General features: G+C 75.3%; 20 protein-coding genes. 11 read left to right on the top strand and 9 right to left on the bottom strand.

Features of this window, described 5'->3' with window-relative positions; translation table 11 throughout:
* Positions 1–871, top strand: an 871-nt coding sequence (locus tag Q7T67_RS17355) for a bifunctional diguanylate cyclase/phosphodiesterase (RefSeq protein WP_304792613.1), incomplete at its 5' end; no start/stop codon positions are given.
* 134 nt (positions 872–1005) lie between these two features.
* Here the strand turns inward: Q7T67_RS17355 and Q7T67_RS17360 are convergent.
* Complete coding sequence (locus Q7T67_RS17360; protein ID WP_304792616.1) at positions 1006–1548, bottom strand: hypothetical protein; 543 nt, start codon at positions 1546–1548, stop codon at positions 1006–1008.
* Positions 1549–1915: 367 nt separating this feature from the next.
* Between Q7T67_RS17360 and Q7T67_RS17365 the strand changes: the two genes are divergently transcribed.
* Both Q7T67_RS17365 and Q7T67_RS17370 read left to right on the top strand, forming a co-directional pair.
* Entirely contained in the window at positions 1916–2272 is a 357-nt protein-coding gene (locus tag Q7T67_RS17365; RefSeq protein ID WP_304792619.1) for a DUF2294 domain-containing protein, read from the top strand.
* A 97-nt stretch (positions 2273–2369) separates the two neighbouring features.
* Positions 2370–3437, top strand: a complete 1068-nt coding sequence (locus Q7T67_RS17370; protein WP_304792621.1) for an NAD-dependent epimerase/dehydratase family protein — start codon at positions 2370–2372, stop codon at positions 3435–3437.
* 71 nt (positions 3438–3508) lie between these two features.
* On the opposite strand, the gene Q7T67_RS17375 is transcribed toward Q7T67_RS17370, so the two are convergent.
* Positions 3509–4705 carry a zinc-dependent alcohol dehydrogenase gene (locus Q7T67_RS17375; RefSeq protein ID WP_304792624.1) on the bottom strand — a complete coding sequence of 399 codons (1197 nt, stop codon included), beginning with the start codon at positions 4703–4705 and terminating at the stop codon, positions 3509–3511.
* A 198-nt stretch (positions 4706–4903) separates the two neighbouring features.
* On the opposite strand from Q7T67_RS17375, the gene Q7T67_RS17380 reads away from it, so the two are divergent.
* On the top strand, positions 4904–5515 hold the full coding sequence (locus Q7T67_RS17380; RefSeq protein ID WP_304792627.1) for a flavodoxin family protein: 612 nt from the start codon (positions 4904–4906) through the stop codon (positions 5513–5515).
* A gap of 19 nt (positions 5516–5534) precedes the next feature.
* On the opposite strand, the gene Q7T67_RS17385 is transcribed toward Q7T67_RS17380, so the two are convergent.
* Both Q7T67_RS17385 and Q7T67_RS17390 read right to left on the bottom strand, forming a co-directional pair.
* On the bottom strand, positions 5535–6212 hold the full coding sequence (locus tag Q7T67_RS17385; RefSeq protein ID WP_304792630.1) for an alpha/beta hydrolase: 678 nt from the start codon (positions 6210–6212) through the stop codon (positions 5535–5537).
* A 105-nt stretch (positions 6213–6317) separates the two neighbouring features.
* Positions 6318–6872, bottom strand: a complete 555-nt coding sequence (locus Q7T67_RS17390) for a Na-translocating system protein MpsC family protein (protein ID WP_304792633.1) — start codon at positions 6870–6872, stop codon at positions 6318–6320.
* A 184-nt stretch (positions 6873–7056) separates the two neighbouring features.
* On the opposite strand from Q7T67_RS17390, the gene Q7T67_RS17395 reads away from it, so the two are divergent.
* From Q7T67_RS17395 to Q7T67_RS17410, 4 genes are all read left to right on the top strand, one after another.
* A complete protein-coding gene (locus Q7T67_RS17395) occupies positions 7057–7419 on the top strand; it encodes a Na-translocating system protein MpsC family protein (RefSeq protein ID WP_304792636.1) in 363 nt (120 codons plus the stop codon).
* 70 nt (positions 7420–7489) lie between these two features.
* Positions 7490–8326 carry a DNA-formamidopyrimidine glycosylase family protein gene (locus Q7T67_RS17400; RefSeq protein ID WP_304792639.1) on the top strand — a complete coding sequence of 279 codons (837 nt, stop codon included), beginning with the start codon at positions 7490–7492 and terminating at the stop codon, positions 8324–8326.
* Between the two features lie 9 nt (positions 8327–8335).
* Positions 8336–9778, top strand: a complete 1443-nt coding sequence (locus tag Q7T67_RS17405; RefSeq protein ID WP_304792642.1) for a wax ester/triacylglycerol synthase family O-acyltransferase — start codon at positions 8336–8338, stop codon at positions 9776–9778.
* A gap of 90 nt (positions 9779–9868) precedes the next feature.
* The gene (locus Q7T67_RS17410) at positions 9869–10822 is read left to right on the top strand and encodes a TIGR03557 family F420-dependent LLM class oxidoreductase (RefSeq protein WP_304792646.1); all 954 of its coding nucleotides are present in this window, start codon (positions 9869–9871) and stop codon (positions 10820–10822) included.
* 32 nt (positions 10823–10854) lie between these two features.
* Here Q7T67_RS17410 and Q7T67_RS17415 read toward each other — a convergent pair whose 3' ends face one another.
* Complete coding sequence (locus tag Q7T67_RS17415; RefSeq protein ID WP_304792648.1) at positions 10855–11040, bottom strand: hypothetical protein; 186 nt, start codon at positions 11038–11040, stop codon at positions 10855–10857.
* Positions 11041–12541: 1501 nt separating this feature from the next.
* Here Q7T67_RS17415 and Q7T67_RS17420 point away from each other — a divergent pair.
* Both Q7T67_RS17420 and Q7T67_RS17425 read left to right on the top strand, forming a co-directional pair.
* On the top strand, positions 12542–12829 hold the full coding sequence (locus tag Q7T67_RS17420) for a hypothetical protein (RefSeq protein WP_304792650.1): 288 nt from the start codon (positions 12542–12544) through the stop codon (positions 12827–12829).
* 156 nt (positions 12830–12985) lie between these two features.
* A complete protein-coding gene (locus Q7T67_RS17425; protein ID WP_304792653.1) occupies positions 12986–14074 on the top strand; it encodes a ferritin-like domain-containing protein in 1089 nt (362 codons plus the stop codon).
* 2 nt (positions 14075–14076) lie between these two features.
* Here the strand turns inward: Q7T67_RS17425 and Q7T67_RS17430 are convergent, their stop codons facing one another.
* The 3 genes from Q7T67_RS17430 to cobF form a co-directional block, all read right to left on the bottom strand.
* A complete protein-coding gene (locus tag Q7T67_RS17430) occupies positions 14077–14283 on the bottom strand; it encodes a hypothetical protein (RefSeq protein ID WP_304792655.1) in 207 nt (68 codons plus the stop codon).
* Between the two features lie 105 nt (positions 14284–14388).
* Positions 14389–15261: a 3-hydroxybutyryl-CoA dehydrogenase gene (locus tag Q7T67_RS17435; RefSeq protein ID WP_304792658.1), complete on the bottom strand. Its 873-nt coding sequence runs from the start codon at positions 15259–15261 to the stop codon at positions 14389–14391.
* A 268-nt stretch (positions 15262–15529) separates the two neighbouring features.
* Complete coding sequence (gene cobF, locus Q7T67_RS17440) at positions 15530–16300, bottom strand: precorrin-6A synthase (deacetylating) (RefSeq protein WP_370695417.1); 771 nt, start codon at positions 16298–16300, stop codon at positions 15530–15532.
* 36 nt (positions 16301–16336) lie between these two features.
* On the opposite strand from cobF, the gene Q7T67_RS17445 reads away from it, so the two are divergent.
* Positions 16337–17194, top strand: coding sequence for a hypothetical protein (locus Q7T67_RS17445; protein WP_304792664.1), 858 nt, complete (start codon positions 16337–16339; stop codon positions 17192–17194).
* Between the two features lie 34 nt (positions 17195–17228).
* On the opposite strand, the gene Q7T67_RS17450 is transcribed toward Q7T67_RS17445, so the two are convergent.
* Positions 17229–19385: a diguanylate cyclase gene (locus tag Q7T67_RS17450; protein WP_304792667.1), complete on the bottom strand. Its 2157-nt coding sequence runs from the start codon at positions 19383–19385 to the stop codon at positions 17229–17231.
* Between the last annotated feature and the right edge of the window lie 90 nt (positions 19386–19475).

Here is a 19475-nt window from a genome sequence, read left to right on the forward strand (position 1 = left end):
CGAGGGCCGCGCCGGCCACGGCGTCGGCGCGCAGGACGCCGTCGTGGCCGGTGCCGGTGCCGTGCGTCGCGCGGCCCACGGCGGCGACGCGCTGGAGCGCGCGGCCGGTGCTGCGGACCTGGTCCTCTCCGCCCTCGAGTCGATGACGGACGTGTCGATCCTCGTCTTCGACCGCGAGAACCGGTTCTGCGCGTCGGCCGGCTCCGCCCTCAAGCGCCACGGCTACCGCCACCGCGACGTGGTCGGTCGCTGCGCCCCCGACGTCCTCTCGGCCGACGTGTGGGCACGGCTGCGGCCCGGATACGAGGCGGCGCTGCGCGGCGGGGCGACGACGCTCGTCCACCGCGCCGCCGACGGTGCGGTCTACGAGATCGAGTTCCGGCCCGTCCGTGACGATGCGAGGGTGGTCGGCGGCATCGCGATCTCCCGCGACGTGACCGGCCGGCACGGGGAGGGGACGCGCCCGACCGACGCGGGGGAGCTCTTCGAGCTCTCGTTCGCCCACGCCCCGATCGCGAAGGCGCTGATCTCGCCCGACGGGCGCTGGCTGCGCGTGAACCGCCGGCTCTGCGAGCTGCTGGGGCGTGACGAGGCCTCCTTGATGCGGTGCGGTCTGCAGGACCTCACGCACCCCGACGACGTCGCGTCCGACGTCGGGCTGGGCCGTGAGGTCCTGGACGGCCTCCGCACGCGGTACGCCGTCGAGAAGCGCTACGTCCACGCCGCAGGCCACGTCGTCCCGACCCGCCTCGAGGTGTCGCTGGTCCGGGCGGCGGACGGCCGCCCGCGCTGGTTCGTGTTCCAGTTCGTCGCGCTGCCGTTCGGGGCCGACGACCGACCGCGCCTGCCCGTCGCGACCTGCGCGGTCTGAGGACCGGGGCGTTCGCGTCCTCGTCCTAGGACGGGCCGGCGCGGGTCCGGGGGCGACGCGGGACCGGGGGGCGACGCGGGACCGGGCGCCGGAGCGGACCGGCGGACGGGGCGCTCGCGCGGCCCCGGGGCGGGTCAGCCCTGGGTCGCCGGGAAGTCGATGACGAAGGCCGCGAGGCCCGCGGGCGCCTGCCGGCGCTCGTGCCCGGGCAGCGCCGGGGCCGGGGCTGCGGCGGGCACCACGACGGCGGTCGCGGCGGGAGCGGGGGACGGCACGTGGACGGGCGCGACGTCGGCGGGCGCCGCGGCGGGGGCGACGTCGGGGCCGGCCACGAACGCCGTGATCGGGACGAGCGGGGCGGAGATGGGCTCCCAGGCCGACGGTGCCTCGATCGCGAGGCGGTGCGGTCCGGCCATGGTCGCCAGGGTGTCGTCCAGCGACGTTATCGTCGAGCCCAGGCCGGCCCCGAGGCGCTCGATGGCCTCGACGAGCTCGTAGGTGCGACGCGTCCGGGCGAGGTCGTCGAGGGCGTCCAGCGCCCGCTCGATGCGGGCGGTGCGGGCGTGGTGCGCGGCGATCTCGGCACCGTCGCGGGCGCCGCGTCGGTCCTCGGTCCGGGCGGGCTGGGGCATCTGGATGCTCGCGGCGGCGACGGTGGACGACGTCTCGATCAGCATGCGGTGCGCTCCGGGTGGCGGACGGCTCGCGTCGTCCCGCACGGGGTCCCGGTCGGTGCGACCCGGGAGGCGAGGGAGCGGCGGTACGACATGGACCGAGTGTCCGCCGCGTCCGTGGCAGTCCGGTATCTCCGGGGTGTCCGTGGGGATGCGTCCCGGTCGACGGCGACGACCGCCACCGCGCGGTCGCGGCGCGTCCGCCCGCGGACGTACTAGCGTATGGCCCCTGACGGGGACGACCCGCGCCCGGAGGGGACGCGGAGCGCCCTCGCCGCAGCACCCACGAGAGGGCGGACCGTACACGCGACGGAACGCTCGGCAGTGCAGATCCCTGTCGACGTTCCGCTCCCGAAGGCCTCAGCCCGCGATGCCCGATCGCTCACCAGTCCCGCAGCAGGAGATCTCCAACGGGATCGCCCAGCTCTACAAGGTCCGCCTCGGTCGCGGGCCCACGAAGGTGTCCACCACGATCGTCGGCGATCTGGTCGTGTGCGTGCTCGAGGACACCGACACGCCGCTCGAGCGGACGCTCCTGGCGATCGGCTCGCGCGACCTCGTACGCGAGGCCCGCGCGCAGGTCCAGCAGCACTGCACCCCGCAGCTCGTCGAGATCGTCGAGCGGGCGACGGGCCGGAAGGTCCGCACCCACGTGCCGGGCTACCGCCCGTCGCACGACGCCGCCACCGAGGTGTTCCTCCTCGAGGACACCCCGGACGGCGGCTGAGCGACGCGGCCGGCGGGGCCGACCCGGCGGGCACGACGTCGGCCGGGAGCGGGCGGGGACGCGGTTCCGTCCGGACGCCGGCGGGTAGGCACGGGCCGTGCGCATCGTGATCGTCGGGGCCACCGGCAACGTGGGCAGCTCGCTCGTCCGGGCGCTCGTCGCGGACCCCGGGGTCGACGAGGTGGTCGGGTTCGCCCGTCGCCGACCCGACGGCCGGCCCGGGAAGGTCGAGTGGGTCGCCGGGGACGTCCGGACCCACGACCTGGCGTCGTTGTTCGCCGGGGCCGACGCCGTGGTGCACCTGGCCTGGAGGATCCAGCCCTCGCGCGACCGGGAGCTGACGCGCGCCACGGACGTCGGCGGGTCCGCGCGCGTGCTCGACGCGGTCGCCGCGGCCGGCGTCCCGCTGGTCGTCCACGCGTCGTCGCTGGCGGCCTACGGCCCGCACGGCGGCCGGCCCGACGAGCGGGTCGACGAGTCGTGGCCGACGACCGGTGTCGCGTCCTCGTTCTACTCGCGCGAGAAGGTCGCGGTGGAGGGCCTCCTGAACGAGTTCGAGGCCGGGCATCCCGAGGTCCGCGTCGTCCGGATGCGCCCCGCGCTGATCTTCCAGCGCTCCGCGGCGCAGGAGATCCGCCGGTACTTCCTCGGGCCCTTCTGGCCCAGCGCCCTCGTCCGGCCCGGTCGCGTCCCGGTCGTGCCGCTGCCGCCCGCGCTGCGTTTCCAGGTCGTGCACGCCGACGACGTGGCGGAGGCCTACCGGCTCGTCCTCCGCACGGCGGGCACGCGCGGGGCCTACAACGTGGCCGCCGAGCCCGTCATCACCCCGCGCAGGTTCGCGCGGGTGCTCGGGGGACGGCTCGGCGGTCTCCCGGTGCCGGTGCCGGCGCGGGCGCTCCGTCTGGTCGCGAAGGCGACCTGGCTCGGCCGCGTGCAGCCGACGCCCCCGGGCTGGGTCGACCTGGCGATGCAGTCGCCGCTGCTGGCCACGGACCGCATCAGGGCGCTCGGCTGGACCCCGCGCCACGACGGGCCGTCGGTGCTGCGCGAGCTGCTCGAGGGGCTCCACGACCGCGCCGGCGGCGACACCCCGCCGCTGCGGGCCGACGCCGGCGGCAGGTTCCGGCAGGACGAGATCCGGACCGGCGTGGGCGGCGGAGCCTAGGTCGGCGGCGCCGGGGCGGCGGGCGGGCGCCGACGGCCTCGGTGCCGCGCCCACCCCGCTCCCGAAGGACCTCAGGCGGGTCCGTGCGGCTGGAGGAGGGTCTTGATCATGCCGTCCTCCTTCTTCTGGAACGTCTCGTAGGCCCGGGGGCCGTCGTCCAGGGAGAGCTTGTGGGTCGCCAGCTGCTCGACGCCGAGCGGGTCGGCGTCGTCGGTCACGAGCGGCAGGATGTCCGGGATCCAGCGCTTGACGTTCGCCTGCCCCATCCGCATGACGACCTGCTTGTCGAACATCTGCAGCATCGGCATCGGGTCGGCCATGCCGCCGTAGACCCCCGACAGGGAGATCGTGCCGCCACGGCGGGCCACGTCGATCGAGGCGTGCAGCACGCTCAGGCGGTCCACGCCGGCGGTCTCGAAGACCGGGCGGGCGAGCTTGTCGGGCAGGAAGCCGGCGATCGTCTGCGCGAACTTGCCGACCGGCGCGCCGTGGGCCTCCATGCCGACGGCGTCGATGACCGAGTCGGTCCCGCGGCCGTCGGTCTGCTCCTGGACGTGCGCCGTCAGGTCCTCGACCTGGTTCATGTCGACGGGGATCGCGCCGCGGCGCTCGCCCTCCGCCAGGCGCTCGGGGACGAGGTCGATGCCGAAGACCTTCCCGGCGCCGAGGTGCTTGGCGATCTGGACGGACATGAGGCCGATCGGGCCGAGGCCGAAGACCGCGACGGAGCCGCCCTTCGGGATGTCCGCGTACCGCACGGCCTGCCAGGCGGTCGGCAGCACGTCCGACATGTAGACGAAGCGGTCGTCCTTCGGGCCCTCCGGGACCTTGATCGGCCCGTACTGGGCCTGCGGCACGCGCAGGTACTCGGCCTGCCCGCCGGCGACCTGGCCGTAGAGCTTGGTGTAGCCGAGGAGCGTCGCGCCGGAGCCGTACTCCCGGACCTGGGTCGTCTCGCACTGCGACTGCAGGTCGTGGTCGCACATGAAGCAGTGCCCGCAGGAGACGTTGAACGGGATGACGACGCGGTCGCCCTTCTTGATGTGGGTGACCTCCGCGCCGACCTCCTCGACGATGCCCATGGGCTCGTGGCCGAGGATGTCCCCGGCGTCCAGGAACGGTCCGAGGACCTCGTACAGGTGCAGGTCCGAGCCGCAGATGCCGCTCGAGGTGACCTTGATGATCGCGTCGGTGGGGTGCTGGATGGTCGGGTCGGGGACGGTGTCGATGCGCACGTCGCGCTTGCCGTGCCAGGTCAGGGCCTTCATGTGGGGCTCCGGGGGGATCGGGGTCGGCCGTGGGGCCGCTCCAGCCGTCGCTACCCGGGGCTCGCGGGCACATTCCCGCGTCCTCGGGCGACGGTGTCGCCGCGGCCGCGACGGGCGGCGTGTCCTCGTCCGGGGTCGTGCACCGCCGGCCGGGGCCGGCGTCGAATGTCCCCCGGGGGGCTCGGGTAGCGACCCGCCATGCGCGTCCTGTGCCTGAACTGCACCCTCAAGTTGTCGCCGGAGCCGTCGAACACCGGGGACCTCGCGGAGCACGTCCTGGCGGAGCTGCGCGGGCGCGGCTTCGAGACCGAGACGGTCCGGGTCACCGACCACGTGGTCGATCCCGGTGTGGTCTCCGAGGCGGTCACCGACCGCGACGAGTGGCCGGCGCTGCACGCCAAGGTGCTCGCCGCCGACGTCCTGATCGTCGCGACGCCGACGTGGCTGGGCCAGCCCTCCAGCGTCTCCAAGCGCGTCCTCGAGCGGATGGACGCGATGCTGGCGGAGACGAAGGACGACGACGAGACGCCGGTGGCCTACGGCAAGGTCGCCGGCGTCGTGGTCACCGGCAACGAGGACGGCGCGCACCACTGCATCGCCGAGATCTGCGGCGCGCTGAACGACATCGGCTACACGTTGCCGGGCCAGAACTGGACCTACTGGAACAAGGGGCCCGGTCCCGGCGAGGAGGAGTGGGACTCCACGGAGGAGCGGGACTGGACCCTGACGACGGGCCGGGCCATGGCGTCCAACCTGGCCGCCGTCGCCACGGCGCTGCAGGCGCACCCCGTGCCCGCCCCGCCGGCCTGACCGGCCGCGGCCGGGCCGCTCAGACGGCGACCCAGGCCTCGCCGGCCTCGATCCGCCCGAGGACGTCGCCGGCGGGCTCCCCGAGGAGCGTCGTGGCGGCGAACTCGGCCGCGAGTCCGTCGAAGGCGGCGTGGTGGCGCAGCATCGCGTGCTTGCCGCCCTCGATGGTCACGTAGCCGACGTCCGCGCGGCGGCCGAGGGCGCGCGCGACCTCGGCCGAGCGCTCCGCCCTGGCGACGCGGTCGCCGTCGCCGTGCACGATCAGGAACCGCCGGTCGTCGGCGCCGCGCGGCAGGTCGGTCGGGTAGACCCAGGGGGCGAGCGCGACGACGCTGCGGACCGCCGTGTGGTTCGCGGCGAGCAGGGCCGCGCGGCCGCCGAGCGAGTGGCCGACGAGGCAGGCGGGAAGGGCCCGGCCGAGCTGCTCGGCGATCCGGTCCAGCGCCCAGTGCGCGTCGTCGACCGGGGTGTGCTCCGTGTCCCAACCGCGCTGCGAGTTCAGCAGGCGGTAGACGGCGAGGCGACCCCGGCCGCGCCGGGCGACCCGCCGGGCGATCGGGATCATGCGGACGACGGAGAGCTGGGTCGGGCTGACGGCCATCGCCGCCCGGCGGGCGGCGCCGCCGTGGAGGACGAGGACCACGCCCTGCGGGTCGTCGGGGACGTCGACGTCGATGAGGCGGGGCTCCAGCTGCACGTGGGAACGGTACCCAGCGGGGCCGCGGGGTACGCCGACCCGGGGCGCCGCGGGCGTGGCGTGCGTCACGCGGGCTCCGGGGGAGGACCGGGCCCCCGGACCGCCTCAGCGACCGCGTCGGCGCTCGTCCTCGTCGCGGCCCCGCGCCGGGTCGTCCCCGCGCTGCGCCGCCGCCTCGGGGAGCTCCCGCAGCACCTCGCGCGCGGCCGCGCCGACGGCGCCGGTCAGCCGCTCCGTCGCCGGGGCGCGGGTGGCGTTCGGCTCGCCGGACCCGGGCCGCCCGAACATGAAGATCTCCAGCACCACGTCCGGGTCGAACATGACCTGGCTCTGGTAGTTGACGACGTGGCGCCCGGTACGGGACCCGACCATCTCGACCAGCTCGTCGGTCATGTCGTCCTGCCAAAGCTGACGGAACGCACGGACCTCGCGCTCGTGCCCGTTCTGGAGCATCGACTCCTCCGCGATCGTCAGCCCGCCTCGCATCACCACGAGCAGGAGGTCGTCGAAGAGGTAGGACTTCGCCTCGACCGCGCCCCGGCCCCAGTAGCGCTTGTGCATCCGCACCATGTCGTTGGAGAGCTCGGCGAGCAGGGCGCCGTCCCGGGCCTCGTCCGGCCCGGATGCTCCCCCGTCGGTCTCCGGCGTGGCGTCGGTCATGCGGGCGATCCTACGACGCCCGGCGGCACCTGCCGCGCCCCGTGGCGGTACGATCCTCGCGAGCGAGCCTGGACCGGAGACTGCGAGAGCGGGGGCCGGACGGAACGTCGAGGAGGTCCCGGTGCAGTCGTCGTTCCCCGCCGGGGCGCTCCTCCACGATCCCGGGGAGGCGAGGAGGTGCGGCATGGCCGTGACCGAGGGCTCGACGTCGAGCCGGCAGCAGGAGCTCAACGATCTCGTGGCGCGCACGTTCCACCGGTTCACCGGGCGAGGGGCGACGCGGACGCGATGCGTGCTCGGCGAGGACACCGTCCTGGTGGTCCTCGAGGACACCCTGACCAAGGGCGAGCGGGTGCTCGTGGAACGGGGGCGGTCGGAGGACGTGCGGCGGCTCCGGGCGAGCTACCAGGAGGTCATGCGCGAGGACCTCGTCGCCGGCGTCGGGGCGATCACGGGCAGGCCGGTGCTGGCGTGCCTCAGCGCGACCCAGGTCGAGCCGGACTACGCCGCCGAGGTCTTCGTCCTCGGCGAGGCGTCCGGGGCCTGAGCGGCCCGGGGACCTGCGGAGGTCGACCGCGGCGCAACCTCCGCGGGGGCTCGTCCCGTACCGCAGGACGGTGTCGGAGGGCGACTCGATCCACCACCTCGCCCGCCGCCTGCGGCCGGCGCTGATGGGCAGCCCCCTGGAGGGGGCGTGGAACCCGGGCGGGCGCACCCGGGGCCGCCGGTGGGACCGGCAGCTGCGCGGGGCGAGCGTCGTCGGCGTGACCGCACGCGGCAAGCACCTGCTGATCCGGACGGACAACGGGCTCGTCGTCCACAACCACCTCGGCATGAGCGGGTCGTGGCTCGTCCGACCTCACGAGGAGTCGTGGCCGCGGCCACCGGAGACGGCGTGGGTCGTCCTGCGCCGCGCCGGTCGCGACGTCGCGCAGTTCGGCGGTCCGTTCCTGCTGCTGCGCACGCGGGCCGAGACGCTCGGCGACCCGCGCCTGCGGCGCCTGGGCCCGGACCTGTGCGTCGCGCGCGAGGTCGACGTGCCGCGGATCGTCCGGCGGCTGCGCGACGACGACGGGACGCGCCCGGTCGGCGACGCGTTCCTCGACCAGAGGACGATGGCCGGGGTCGGCAACGTCTGGAAGGTCGAGGTCTGCTGGGCGCTGGGCATCCACCCGCTGCTGCCGCTGGACGCGGTCACCGACGACGAGCTGGCGGCGATGGTGCGGTGGATCGCGCCGCGCATCCAGCGCTGCGGGCGACTCGGGACCCACCTGCGCCCGCGGGAGATCTACGGCCGCGCCGCACGGCCGTGCCCGCGCTGCCGCGGACGGGTGCTCCAGCGCGGCAGCGGGGACGACCACCGCCCCACCTACTGGTGCGCGGACTGCCAGCCGTGGCGCTCCGCCCTCGTCGGTCGCGATGCTCCCCTCGCCACGGCCCGGCGGGTCGGGTAGCTTCGGCCGATGAGACTGCTCAAGCCCGCCGACGCCGTGTGGCTGCTGAACGAGCGGCGCGACACGCCCGCTCACGTCGGCGGTCTGATGCAGTGCTCCAAGCCCGAGGGTGCGCCGGCGTCGTTCGTCACCGACCTCGTGCGGGGCTGGCGCCGGCAGGCGACGTTCCGCAGCCCGTTCAACCTGCGCCCGCGCATCGTGCCGCTGCCCGCCTGGGAGGAGCTCCGGGACGACGAGATCGACCTCGACTACCACCTGCGGCACTCGGCGCTGCCGCGGCCCGGCGGCGAGCGCGAGCTCGGCGTCCTGATCTCGCGGCTGCACTCCCACCCGCTGGACCGGCACCGCCCGCTCTGGGAGTGCCACGTCATCGAGGGTCTCGCGGACGACCGCTTCGCCGTCTACTGGAAGTTCCACCACTCGCAGCTCGACGGCATGGCCGCGATGGGCCTGATGGACCGCGTGCTCGCCACGGACGGCGACGAGCGCGGCCGGCCCCCGCTGTGGGCGCAGGGCACCCGGCGGCCCCGGCGCACCGAGGACGAGCGCGCGGACGTGCCCGGCCGCGACCTCGCGGCGCAGGCGCAGGCGCTCGCGACGGCCCCGCTTCGGACGGGGCGCGCGGCGCTCGGCTGGGCCGACAGCGCCCGCCAGATCACCGGCGTCGGCCTGCGGCAGATCCGCGAGACGGTCCTCCCGAGGAACAAGGACCACGCCGTCCCGTTCCGCGCCCCGCGGACGGTCCTGAACGGCACGATCCACGCCCCGCGCCGCTTCGCCACGCAGCACTACCCCGTGGCGCGGCTGAAGGAGATCGCACGGGCGCACGACGCGACGATCAACGACGTCCTGCTCGGGCTCTGCGGCGGCGCGCTGCGGCGGTACCTCGACGAGCACGACACGCTGCCGTCCCGCAGCCTCGTGGCGACGCTGCCGGTCTCCGTCCGCGCGCAGGGCGACGACGGAGGTGGCAACGCCATCACGTTCATCCACAGCCTGATCGGCACGGACGAGGCCGACCACCGAGAGCGGATGCGCAAGGTCGTGGCGTCGACCGCCGCCGCGAAGGCCCTGATCTCCGAGCTGCCACGGGCGTCGATGGACGCGTACACGATGCTCCTGATGGGACCGTACCTCGGCCAGCTCGCCCTCGGCCTCGGCGCGCGCGGGCGGCCGATGCACAACATCGTCATCTCGAACGTCCGCGGGCCGGCCGAGCCCCGCTACGTCGAGGGTGCCCGGGTCGACGAGATGTTCCCCGTGTCGCTGCTCTTCGACGGCCAGGCGCTGAACATCACGGCGGTCAGCTACGCGGGGGAGTTCTGCATCGGCTTCACGGGCTGCCGCGACAGCCTGGCCAGCATGCAGCGGGTGGCGGTCTACTGCGGCGAGACGTTCGACGCGCTCGATGAGCAGGTCGGTGCGCCGGCGCGCGACCCCGCTGCGGCCTAGGCGACGGCGACCGGCGTGGGCGCGACCCACGCCGGCCCGGTCGGGGGCCCGGCCCGCATGGCGGTCGCGTCCGCCGGGCACCGAGGGACCATGAAGATCGGCTACTTCCTGTCCTCCGAGGAATACGGACCCCACGAGCAGCTCGCGCAGGCGAGGGCGGCTCGCGAGGCGGGCTTCTCGGGTCTCTGGATCAGCGACCACTACCACCCGTGGACGAACGCCCAGGGCCAGTCGCCCTTCGTGTGGTCGATGGTCGGGGCCTTGGCCCAGGCCGTCCCGGAGCTGCCGATCACCACCGGCGTAACCTGTCCGACGGTCCGCATCCACCCCGCGATCCTCGCGCAGGCGGTGGCGACCTCGTCGCTGCTCACCGGCGGCACCTTCCGCTTCGGCGTCGGCACGGGGGAGGCGCTGAACGAGCACGTCCTCGGCGACGGGTGGCCCGAGGCCGACGTCCGCCTGGAGATGCTCGAGGAGGCCGTGGCGATCATGCGCGAGCTGTGGGCCGGCGGACAGGTCAGCCACCGCGGCACCCACTACGTCGTGGAGAATGCGCGCCTCTACACGCTGCCGGAGGAGCCGCCGGAGGTCCTCGTCTCGGCCTTCGGTCCCAAGGCCACCGAGCTCGCCGCCCGGATCGGCGACGGCTTCTGCACCGTCGGACCCGACGAGGAGCTGATCGGCCGCTTCAAGGCGGGAGCGAAGGACGGCGCGGTCGTCCAGGCCGGCATGAAGGCGTGCTACCGCGCCGACGAGGCCGATGCGAAGGCGACGGCGCTGCGGCTCTGGCCCAACGATGGCCTGCCCGGCGAGCTCGCGCAGATCCTCCCGACCCCGGCCCACTTCGAGCAGGCCGGCGAGCTGGTGACCGAGGAGCGCATCGCGGAGTCGATCGCCTGCGGTCCGGACCTCGACCTGCACGTCGAGCGGATCCAGGCCTACGCGGATGCGGGCGTCGACGAGCTGTACGTCCAGCAGGTCGGCGGCGAGCACGACGCGTTCTTCGCGGCCTACCGCGAACACGTCCTGCCGCGGGTGCGCTGATCCTGCGTCCGGCCGGTCCCGCCGGCCGGTCGTCAGTCGTCGGCGCGCTCGAGGCGGAGGATGAACGCGTCGAGCGACCGCGTCGTGGCCCGGAGCTCGTCGTCGAGACGTCCGAGGAGATCGAGCACCCGGCGGGTCTCGTCGCGGGCGACGGAGAGGTCGACCGCGGCCCCGGCGGGGAACGGTGCGTCGTTGTCGGAGGAGGAACGGACCGGCATGGACCGGGCTTTCGGCTGGCGTGGGCGTCGACCTCCGAACGAGCCGTCCGTCGCATGTACGGGCGGCCACCACGGGTCCTGCTCCGGAGGTCCGGGGCGCTGGCGCACACCGATCCCCCGTCCGTCCCGGTCATCCTAGGGCGGCGCGGGCCCGGTTCATAGGGCGGATTTCAGCCGCGTGGGCGGTTCCAGCCCCTCGAACGGCCCGTTCCGGCCCCTCCGATCGGGCGGTTCGCCGTCCCGAGGCGGTTCCGGGGTCGGCGGGCCCCCCGTGGCCCATGCGTCCACCCGGCGCGCTGCAGGCGTACCCCGTCCAACGGTCCGGGGCCGGCCCCGGACCGTCGTGCGCGACGGGGCGTGTCGGGCGGCCGGAGCGGTGCGGTCCGCGGGACGTCCAGCCGGACGGCCTCGACGACCTGCGGGCGGCGGGCGCCGCGCTGGCGGAGGCGGAGCGGGCGGTGGTCCGGGCGCTGCGGGCACCCCGCCCGTCGTGAGGTCAGGCGGCCGTCGCCACGACGCCGGACGTGGCAGCCCCGGCCTCGCGGGCCGTCAGGACCGGAGGCGGACCGGGTGCCGGCCGTCGCCGCGCGGGCCCGACGCGAGCCGGTCGGACGGGTCGCCGGCCGGTGCGGCGCCGGCGTGGGGGCCCGTGACCGGTGCGGGACGGACGACGTACGCCAGCAGCTGCGCGGGGACCGGGGCGGGCGCCGTCGGGCCGCCCGCGGCGGGCATCGGGGCGGCGGCGGGCCGCACCGGTGCCACAGGACGCACCGCAGCGGCAGGCCGCAGCGCAGCCGCAGCCCGCACCGGAGCGCCAGGCCGCACCCCAGCCGCAGGCCGCACCGGAGCGCCAGGCCGCACCGGAGCGGCAGACCCCACCGGGGCGGCGACGGCAGACGGGGCGACCTCGGGAAGCGGAGCGCCGTCGGTGCCCCGGTGGTCCACGGCGGCAGGTCCCGCGGCGGCAGTCCCCGCCGCACGGTCGGCCAGGCGGGCCATCAGGTCGTGGGCGGTCGCCAGACGACCCCCGAGCCGCTCGACCGCGAGCCACAGCTCGGCGTCGCCGGGGGCGGGCGCCGGGGCGCTGTCGGCGGTCTGCTGAGCCTGATGCATCCCTCCGTGAACGGTGTACAGCGGCGGGCGGATGCACCGGTCGGCGGATCTCACACGCCGCCGGGTGTCCAGGGCGGGGACCCAGGCCTTGCGGGCCCGACGCCGTGCGGGTAGAACGTGCGTGAGCAGCGGTCGTCCCGTGGGACGCGTGGCTCGGGTGCTCCCGTCGCCGGGGCGCCCGGGTCCGCCGACACCGGGTCGACCGGGACCCGCCGGACACGGCGTCGCCCCCGGCGACCACCCGATGTCGACCACGGTGATCCGGACCACGACGACGGACGAGGTGCGCGGTGCGAGGCGACGAGGGTGGGGACCCCGAGCATGCGGCCCGAGCACCAGGACGCCCCGGGCCGGCCCCGGCCCGCGCCGCTGCCGGACGCCGTCGTCCATGAGCTCCCGGCCGTCGACGCCCGGCGAGCTGCGGATGGAGGCCCACGACGTCCTCGACCGGCTGCGCCGGCTCGACCGCTCCGCACACGACGGCGGGCGCCTCACGGTGCAGGCCATCGACGAGATCGCAGCCGCGCTCGGCGCCCTGCAGCGTCGGATCGAGGTCACGGCCCGCCACTACAACCACGCCTGGGCGCTCCAGGACGTCCTGGCGGCGCGCCGCCACCTCGACGATGCGCGGGTGATCGTCCTCGGGTTCGTCGCACAGCTGCGGGCGGACCCCTGACGCCGGCCGCACCGCCCGGCGCCTCCCGGGCCCGCCGCTCGTGTGCGCGATCGCAAAGGGGCCGCAGGTGCGCGGCGGCCGGCTGGGTACTGGCGACGCAGCACCGGGCCCGCGATCCCGCGGGCCCGCACCACCCGCACCCCACGCCAAGGACCCATGAGCCGCTCCGAGCAGAAGGTCGTCCAGTACCTCAACGAGGCGCACGCCAGCGAGGTCGCCCTCGTCCGGGTGCTCCAGTCCCAGATCGCGATGACGCCCGAGGGGCGCTTCCGCTCGGGCCTCGAGACCCACCTCGAGGAGACCCGCGGCCACGCCTCCCGGCTGCAGGACCGCATCGGCGAGCTCAAGGAGGGCTCCAACCCGCTGCTGGCCGTCGTGGGCCTCGCCGAGGCCATCGTCGGCCAGGCCATGGCGCTCGCCAAGACGCCCGCGGATCTGGTCCGGGGCTCCGGGGGCGAGGAGAAGATCCTCAAGAACGCCAAGGACGCCGCGGCGACCGAGGCGCTCGAGATCGCGACCTACACCGCGCTCGAGCAGCTGGCCACGACCCTGGGGGACGAGACGACCGCGAAGCTCGCCGCCTCGATCCGTGGGGACGAGGAGAAGATGCTCGAGCGCATCCTCCGCGAGATCCCGGCGCTGACGAAGGCCGTCGTCCGCGCGGACGTCGACGGCGACCCGTCCTTCGACGCGTCGAAGACGGGCGCGGCCCAGGCGGCCAAGGCCGCCGGCGAGGCCGTGGCGGACGCGGGCAAGAAGGCCCGCGACGACGCGAAGAAGGCCGCGACCGACGCGAAGCGGTCCGCGACGGACGCCGGGCGCAAGGCCGGCAGCGACGCGAAGAAGACCGCCCGTCAGGCGCGCAAGGTGCCCGGCGTCGCCAAGGCCGAGGGCGCCGCGAAGGGCGCGGTCGCGTCCGAGGACGACCTGCCGATCCAGCGCTACGACGCGCTGACCGCCGACGAGATCGTCTCGCGCCTGCCGAAGCTCTCGCAGATCGACCTCGCCAAGGTCGCGGCCTACGAGCGCCGCACGGCCGACCGGTCGACGGTGACCGACCGGGTCGACGGGCTCCTCGGCTCGGAGCCGTGGCCCGGCTACGACGAGCAGACCGCCGCGCAGATCCAGAAGGCGCTGGCGTCGGCCGGCAAGGCCCGCGTCGAGGCCGTCGTCTCGTACGAGCGCGCGCACACGGCGCGCGCCGGCGTGCTGAAGAAGGCCGAGGCCGCGAAGGCCTCCGCCTGAGCTCAGCGGTTGCGGACGATCCGCGAGGTGCGCGCCCCGACGCGCGAGTCGCCGATCGTCGCCCGCGCCCACGTGCTGCGCCGGGACGGTCGCCCCGGCGCGGCGATGCTGTCCGGGTCGTCGATGTCGACGGCCCGCGGCCGGGCCCGGGCGCGCAGCGGCTCGGGGCGTCGCAGGGGGCCGGCGTGAGCGAGGTCGCGGTCGTCCATGGCGCCACCGTAGACCTCGCGGCCGTCCGCGTGTGACCTCTTCGTGACCCGCGCCCGCCGGGCCGGACGTTCGTCCGGCGCCGGCCGTGGCGGTGGCCCCGTCCGTCAGGCGTAGTCGTAGAGGCCGTGCCCGGTCTTGCGACCCAGCCGGCCGGCGGAGACGAGGCGCTGCAGCAGCGCCGGCGGGGCGAAGAGCTGCTCGCGCTGCTCGTCGTAGAGCGTCTCCGCCACGCCGAGGACCGTGTCCAGGCCGATCAGGTCGGAGAGGCGCAGCGGGCCCATCGGGTGCGCGCAGCCCTTGACCATGCCGTCGTCGATGTCCTTCGCCGACGCGAGCCCCTGCTCGAGCATCCGGATCGCGGAGAGCAGGTAGGGGATCAGCAGCGCGTTGACGGTGAAGCCCGCACGGTCCGGGGCGTTGATCGGGTCCTTGCCCAGCCGGTCGACGACGAAGGTCCGTGCGCGCTCGGTGACCGTCTCCGCGGTGAGCAGGGACGGGATGATCTCGACGAGCGAGAGCACCGGGACCGGGTTGAAGAAGTGCAGCCCGAGCACGTTCGTCGACCGGGAGCCGACCGCTGCACCGAGCTCGACGATCGGGATCGACGACGTGTTCGACGCGAGGATGGCGTCGGGATCCCGCACGACCTCGGCCAGTCGCCCGACGACGTCGAGCTTGGCCTGCTTCTCCTCGATCACGGCCTCGACGACGAGCTGGCGATCGGCGAGGTCGTCCATCGAGCCCGACGCCCGCAGCCGTCCGAGGGTGGCGTCCGCGTCCTCGGCCGTGAGCTTGCCGCGGCCGACACCGCGTTGGAGCGACGCGCCGATCCGCTCGAGCGCGGCGTCGGCGCGCTCCTGCGAGACCTCGACGATCACGACGTCGCAGCCCGCGCGGGCGGAGACCTCGGCGATCCCCGCGCCCATCTGGCCCCCGCCGACGACGCCGACGAGGTCGATCGGCTCCGGCGTGCTCATCGGATCGTCTCCGCCCGGGGCGCACCGGGCCGCTGCGGCCCGGCCTCCGGCGTGCGGTGGGCGAGCGGCCGGCGACGGCGGTGGGGGCGGGGGAGCAGAACGACCATGGGTCCAGGCTAGACCTCGGGGCGCGTGGCGACCCACCCCCGACCGGGGGAGCTTTCGGCCACGCCGGCCCGGTCGCAGGACGGCCGTGTGGCGGTGTCCCTCCGGTCGGCGACGGCGGGGGTCGGGGGTGTGTTCGGGACCCGTGCGGTCCCTCGGGGCCTCAGGCGGTGCGGCGCAGCAGGTAGGTGTCGAACATCCAGCCCTTGCGCGCCTTGGCCTCCGCGCGCAGGGTCGCGATCTCGGCGCCGACCTCGGCGAGGGGGCCGCTGCGGAGGAGCTCGTCCTCCGTGCCGAGGTACGCCCCCCAGTAGATGTCGATGCCCTCGGCGGGGATGGCGGCGAACGTCGCCCGCGCGTCGAGCATCACGACGACGTCGTCGACGTCCGCGGGCATGCCGTCGGCCAGGAGGCGTGCCGGCGTGATCTGCACCGCACGGCCCACGCGGTTGAGCGGGATGCCGTGCCGGGCGGTGAGGACGTGCACGGAGCTGACGCCGGGGATCACCTCGATCGGCAGGGGCGTGGGGGAGGCGGCGGCGACGCCCTGCACGATGGCCAGCGTGGACTCGTAGAGCGACGGGTCGCCCCAGACGAGGAACGCCCCGGTCTCGTCCTCGCCGAGGCCGTCGGCGATCGCGCGGGACCACGTCGCGGTGCGGGCCGCGCGCCAGGCGTCGACGGCGGCGCGGTGGTCGCCGTCGATCTCGCGGGCCCGCGGCGGATCCGCGAGCTCGACGGTGCGGTAGTCGCCCGCGGTGCGGTGACGGTCGACGACGGTCCGGCGGAGCGCGAGGGGCTCGTCGACCCCCTCCTTCGTGACGACGAACAGCACGTCGAACGCGTCGAGCGCCCGGACGGCCTGGACCGTGACGTGGTCGGGGTCGCCGACGCCGATGCCGATGAGGAGGAGCCGGGGCACGAGGCCGCCCATCGTAGTGCTCCGCCCCAGCCGCTAGCGTCGCCGGCGATGGACCCGACACCGACGGTCGCCCAGGCCAACGCCGACCGCAACGGGCGCCGCGAGCGCGGGCGCCGCGCCCGCTGGGCCCCGGCCCGCGACGCGCTGTGGACCCTGCTGGACCCGCTCGTCCGTCCGGGGGATCGCGTCGCGATCGTCGGCGCGGGCAACGGCGACGACGTCCCGCTGGCCCGGATCGCCGCGCGGGCGGCGACCGTCGCGCTCGTCGACATCGACGCCGCGACGGCCTCTCGCGCCCGGGGCCGCGTCCGGCGGGGACTCCGTCGCCGGATCCGGGTGGTCGAGCACGACGTCACGCTGGGCGCCGCGGACCGCGTCGTGGCGGCCGCCCGACGGGGGCCGTCGTCCGACGCCGCCGCGACCGGGCCCGTGACCCCGGGCGGCACGGCGCCCCCGCTGCCCGGCGGCGCCTACGACCTCGTCGTCGGCGACCTCCTCTACAGCCAGCTGCTCTATCCGGCGATGCTCGACGCGGGCGTGCCGCAGGAGCGTCGCCGGCTGTTCCTCGGCGCCCACGGTCACGAGGTCTCACGCGCGGTCGTCGCCCGGCTGGAGGCCTCCGCCCCGGTCGTCGTCCACCTGCACGACCGTGCGTGCTGGGGCAACGGCTACGCGCAGCCCCACGACCTCGGCGACCTGCTCGACGTGGCCGGGGCCGACCTCCCCGCCGCCCTCGACCTGGCCGCCGGGCTGAAGGGCCCGCGCGAGGCCGATCCGCGGGACGCGCTGCGGGCGCTCGACGTGCCCGTGGCGTCCACGCACCTGTGGGCGTGGCCGTTCGTCCCGGGCGTCGACTACCTCGTCGTCGCGACCGTGACGGGCGGTGCGGTGCCACCCGGCACGTGACCTCGACGGCGGCCCGGCCGGCGGGCCGTCCCGGTCAGTCGCCCGTGACCGGCCTGCGGGCGCCCAGGGCGCCGCTCTCGTACAGCAGCAGCAGCGCGTGGACCGCGTCGGGGGCGAACTGGCCGCCCATCCCGCGCTTCATCTCCTCGATCGCCTCGGGGATCGGCCGCGGGGACCCGTAGGGGCGGGCGACGGTCATGGCGTCCCACGCGTCGGCGACGGCCAGGAGCCGCGCACCCTCGGAGAAGTCCGCCCCCGACACGCCGTCGGGGTAGCCGCGCCCGTCGTGGCGCTCGTGGTGATGGCGGATCCACTGGACCTGCTCGCGGCTCAGGAGGTCGGCGACGATCTCGGCCCCGAGCGCGGCGTGGCTCTTGACCGTCGCGTACTCCTCGTCCGTGAGGTGGCCGGGCTTCAGCAGGATGGTGTCCGGGACGCCGATCTTGCCGACGTCGTGGACGAGGGCCGCGCTGTGGAGCAGCACGATCCGCGACGCGTCCCAGCCGGCGACGCCGGCCAGCTCGCCGGCGAGCTGCGCGACCCGCTCGGAGTGGCGCTGCGTCGACGGGTCCTTCGCGTCGACCGCGCCGGCCAGGGCGCGGATCGCGGCCAGCGTCTTGGCCGACTCCAGGCGGTCGGCGCTGTCGCTGCCGGGCTGCAGGGCGATCAGCTCGGGCGAGTAGCGGACCGCGGTGTTGCGTCCCGCCGCCTTGGCCCAGTACAGCGCGAGGTCGGCGTGGCGGGAGAGCTCCTGCGCGTCGGACGCGTCCTCGAGCGAGCAGATGCCGATCGACGTCGTCAGTCGGCCGATGCCGAGGAACGGGGTGTCGGCGATCAGCGCCCGGGCGCGCTCGGCGGCGTTGATCGCCGCCTTGCCCCCGGTCTCGGGCAGCATCCACGCGAACTCCTCGCCGCCGACCCGGGCGACGACGTCGCTGCCCCGTCGCATCGCCACCAGGCGCGAGGCGAATTCGGCCAGCACGCGGTTGCCCGCCTCGTGGCCGTGGGTGTCGTTGACGAGCTTGAAGTGGTCGAGGTCGAAGACGACGAGGCTGAGCGGACGCCCGTAGCGCCGGCAGCGCCGGACCTCCTCCTCGAGCCGCTCGGAGAACGCGCGCTGGTTGTAGAGACCGGTCAGGTGGTCGGTGAACGCCAGCTGCGAGAGCTGCTCCCGGGCCTGCGCGCCGGTGACCGCCAGGCTCACGAGGTCCGCGAAGCGCGTCAGCCGGTCCAGCTCGCGCTCGTCGACGGGCACCTCGACGTCCCAGCCCACGCTGATGCCGCCCCAGAAGCGCCCGTCGACGGTGATCGGGGCGGCCATCCCGGAGCGCAGCACCGAGCTGCCGGCGACGTCGGGCTCCGGGCGCCGGATCCCCGTGGCGCGACGGCCCTTCAGGACGCTGCCGATGGCGGAGCGCTCGTCGAGCTCGACGAGCTCGCCGACGCCCTCGACCATCACGGTGTCCCGCGTCCACGCCCCGACCAGGCGGTGCTCGTCGTCGGGCTCGAGCCGGACGACCCGGCTGACCGCGGCGGAGAAGACGTGGGCGACGTGCTCGGCGGCGGCGGCGAAGACCGCCCCGGGAGGGGCCTCGCCGGCGACGAGCGTGGCGACGGCCCGCAGCGCCTCCTGCTCGCGCAGGTGCAGCCGCTCCTCCGCCACCGAGAGCCGGAGCGACATCTCGGTCATCGCCATCCCGGCGAGGTCGTGGAGGACCTCCATCTCCTCGGCGGTCCACTCGTGGGCGGCGTTGTCGATGAGGCAGAACGAGCCGACGGTCTCGCCCTCGACGACCAGCGGCACCCCGGCGTAGGCGACGACGTCGAGGTCGCGGATGGCCAGGTTGTCGCTGACCCGGGGGTCCGCCCGCGCGTCGGGGACGAGGAACGGGGAGGAGCGGGCGACGACGTGCTGGCAGAACGAGTGGCTCAGCGGCGTCTCGCGCGCCACGGCGGCGGCCTCCGGCAGACCGACCTGGCTGACGAAGAACTGCCGGTCGTCGTCGACGAGCACGGCGAGGCTGACGGGCGCACCGGTCAGCCGCGTGGCCATGCGCGTCAGCCGGTCGAACGACTCGTCGGGGGCCCCGTCGAGGAGCCCGAGCCGCTGGACCACCTCGAGCCGTGACGGGTCCTGCACCGCCTCGGCCAACGCGCGTCCGTCGGCGGGCGCTGGTTCGATGGATGTCACGGTCGGGGCGCTTCCTTCTCCGCTGCTTCGGGGGACCCGCACGATGGTTCCTGCCGGGACACGGTACCGGCACCGGAGGGGCCTGTGGAC

This window comes from Patulibacter sp., from assembly GCF_030655195.1.
Classification (GTDB): Bacteria; Actinomycetota; Thermoleophilia; order Solirubrobacterales; family Solirubrobacteraceae; genus Patulibacter.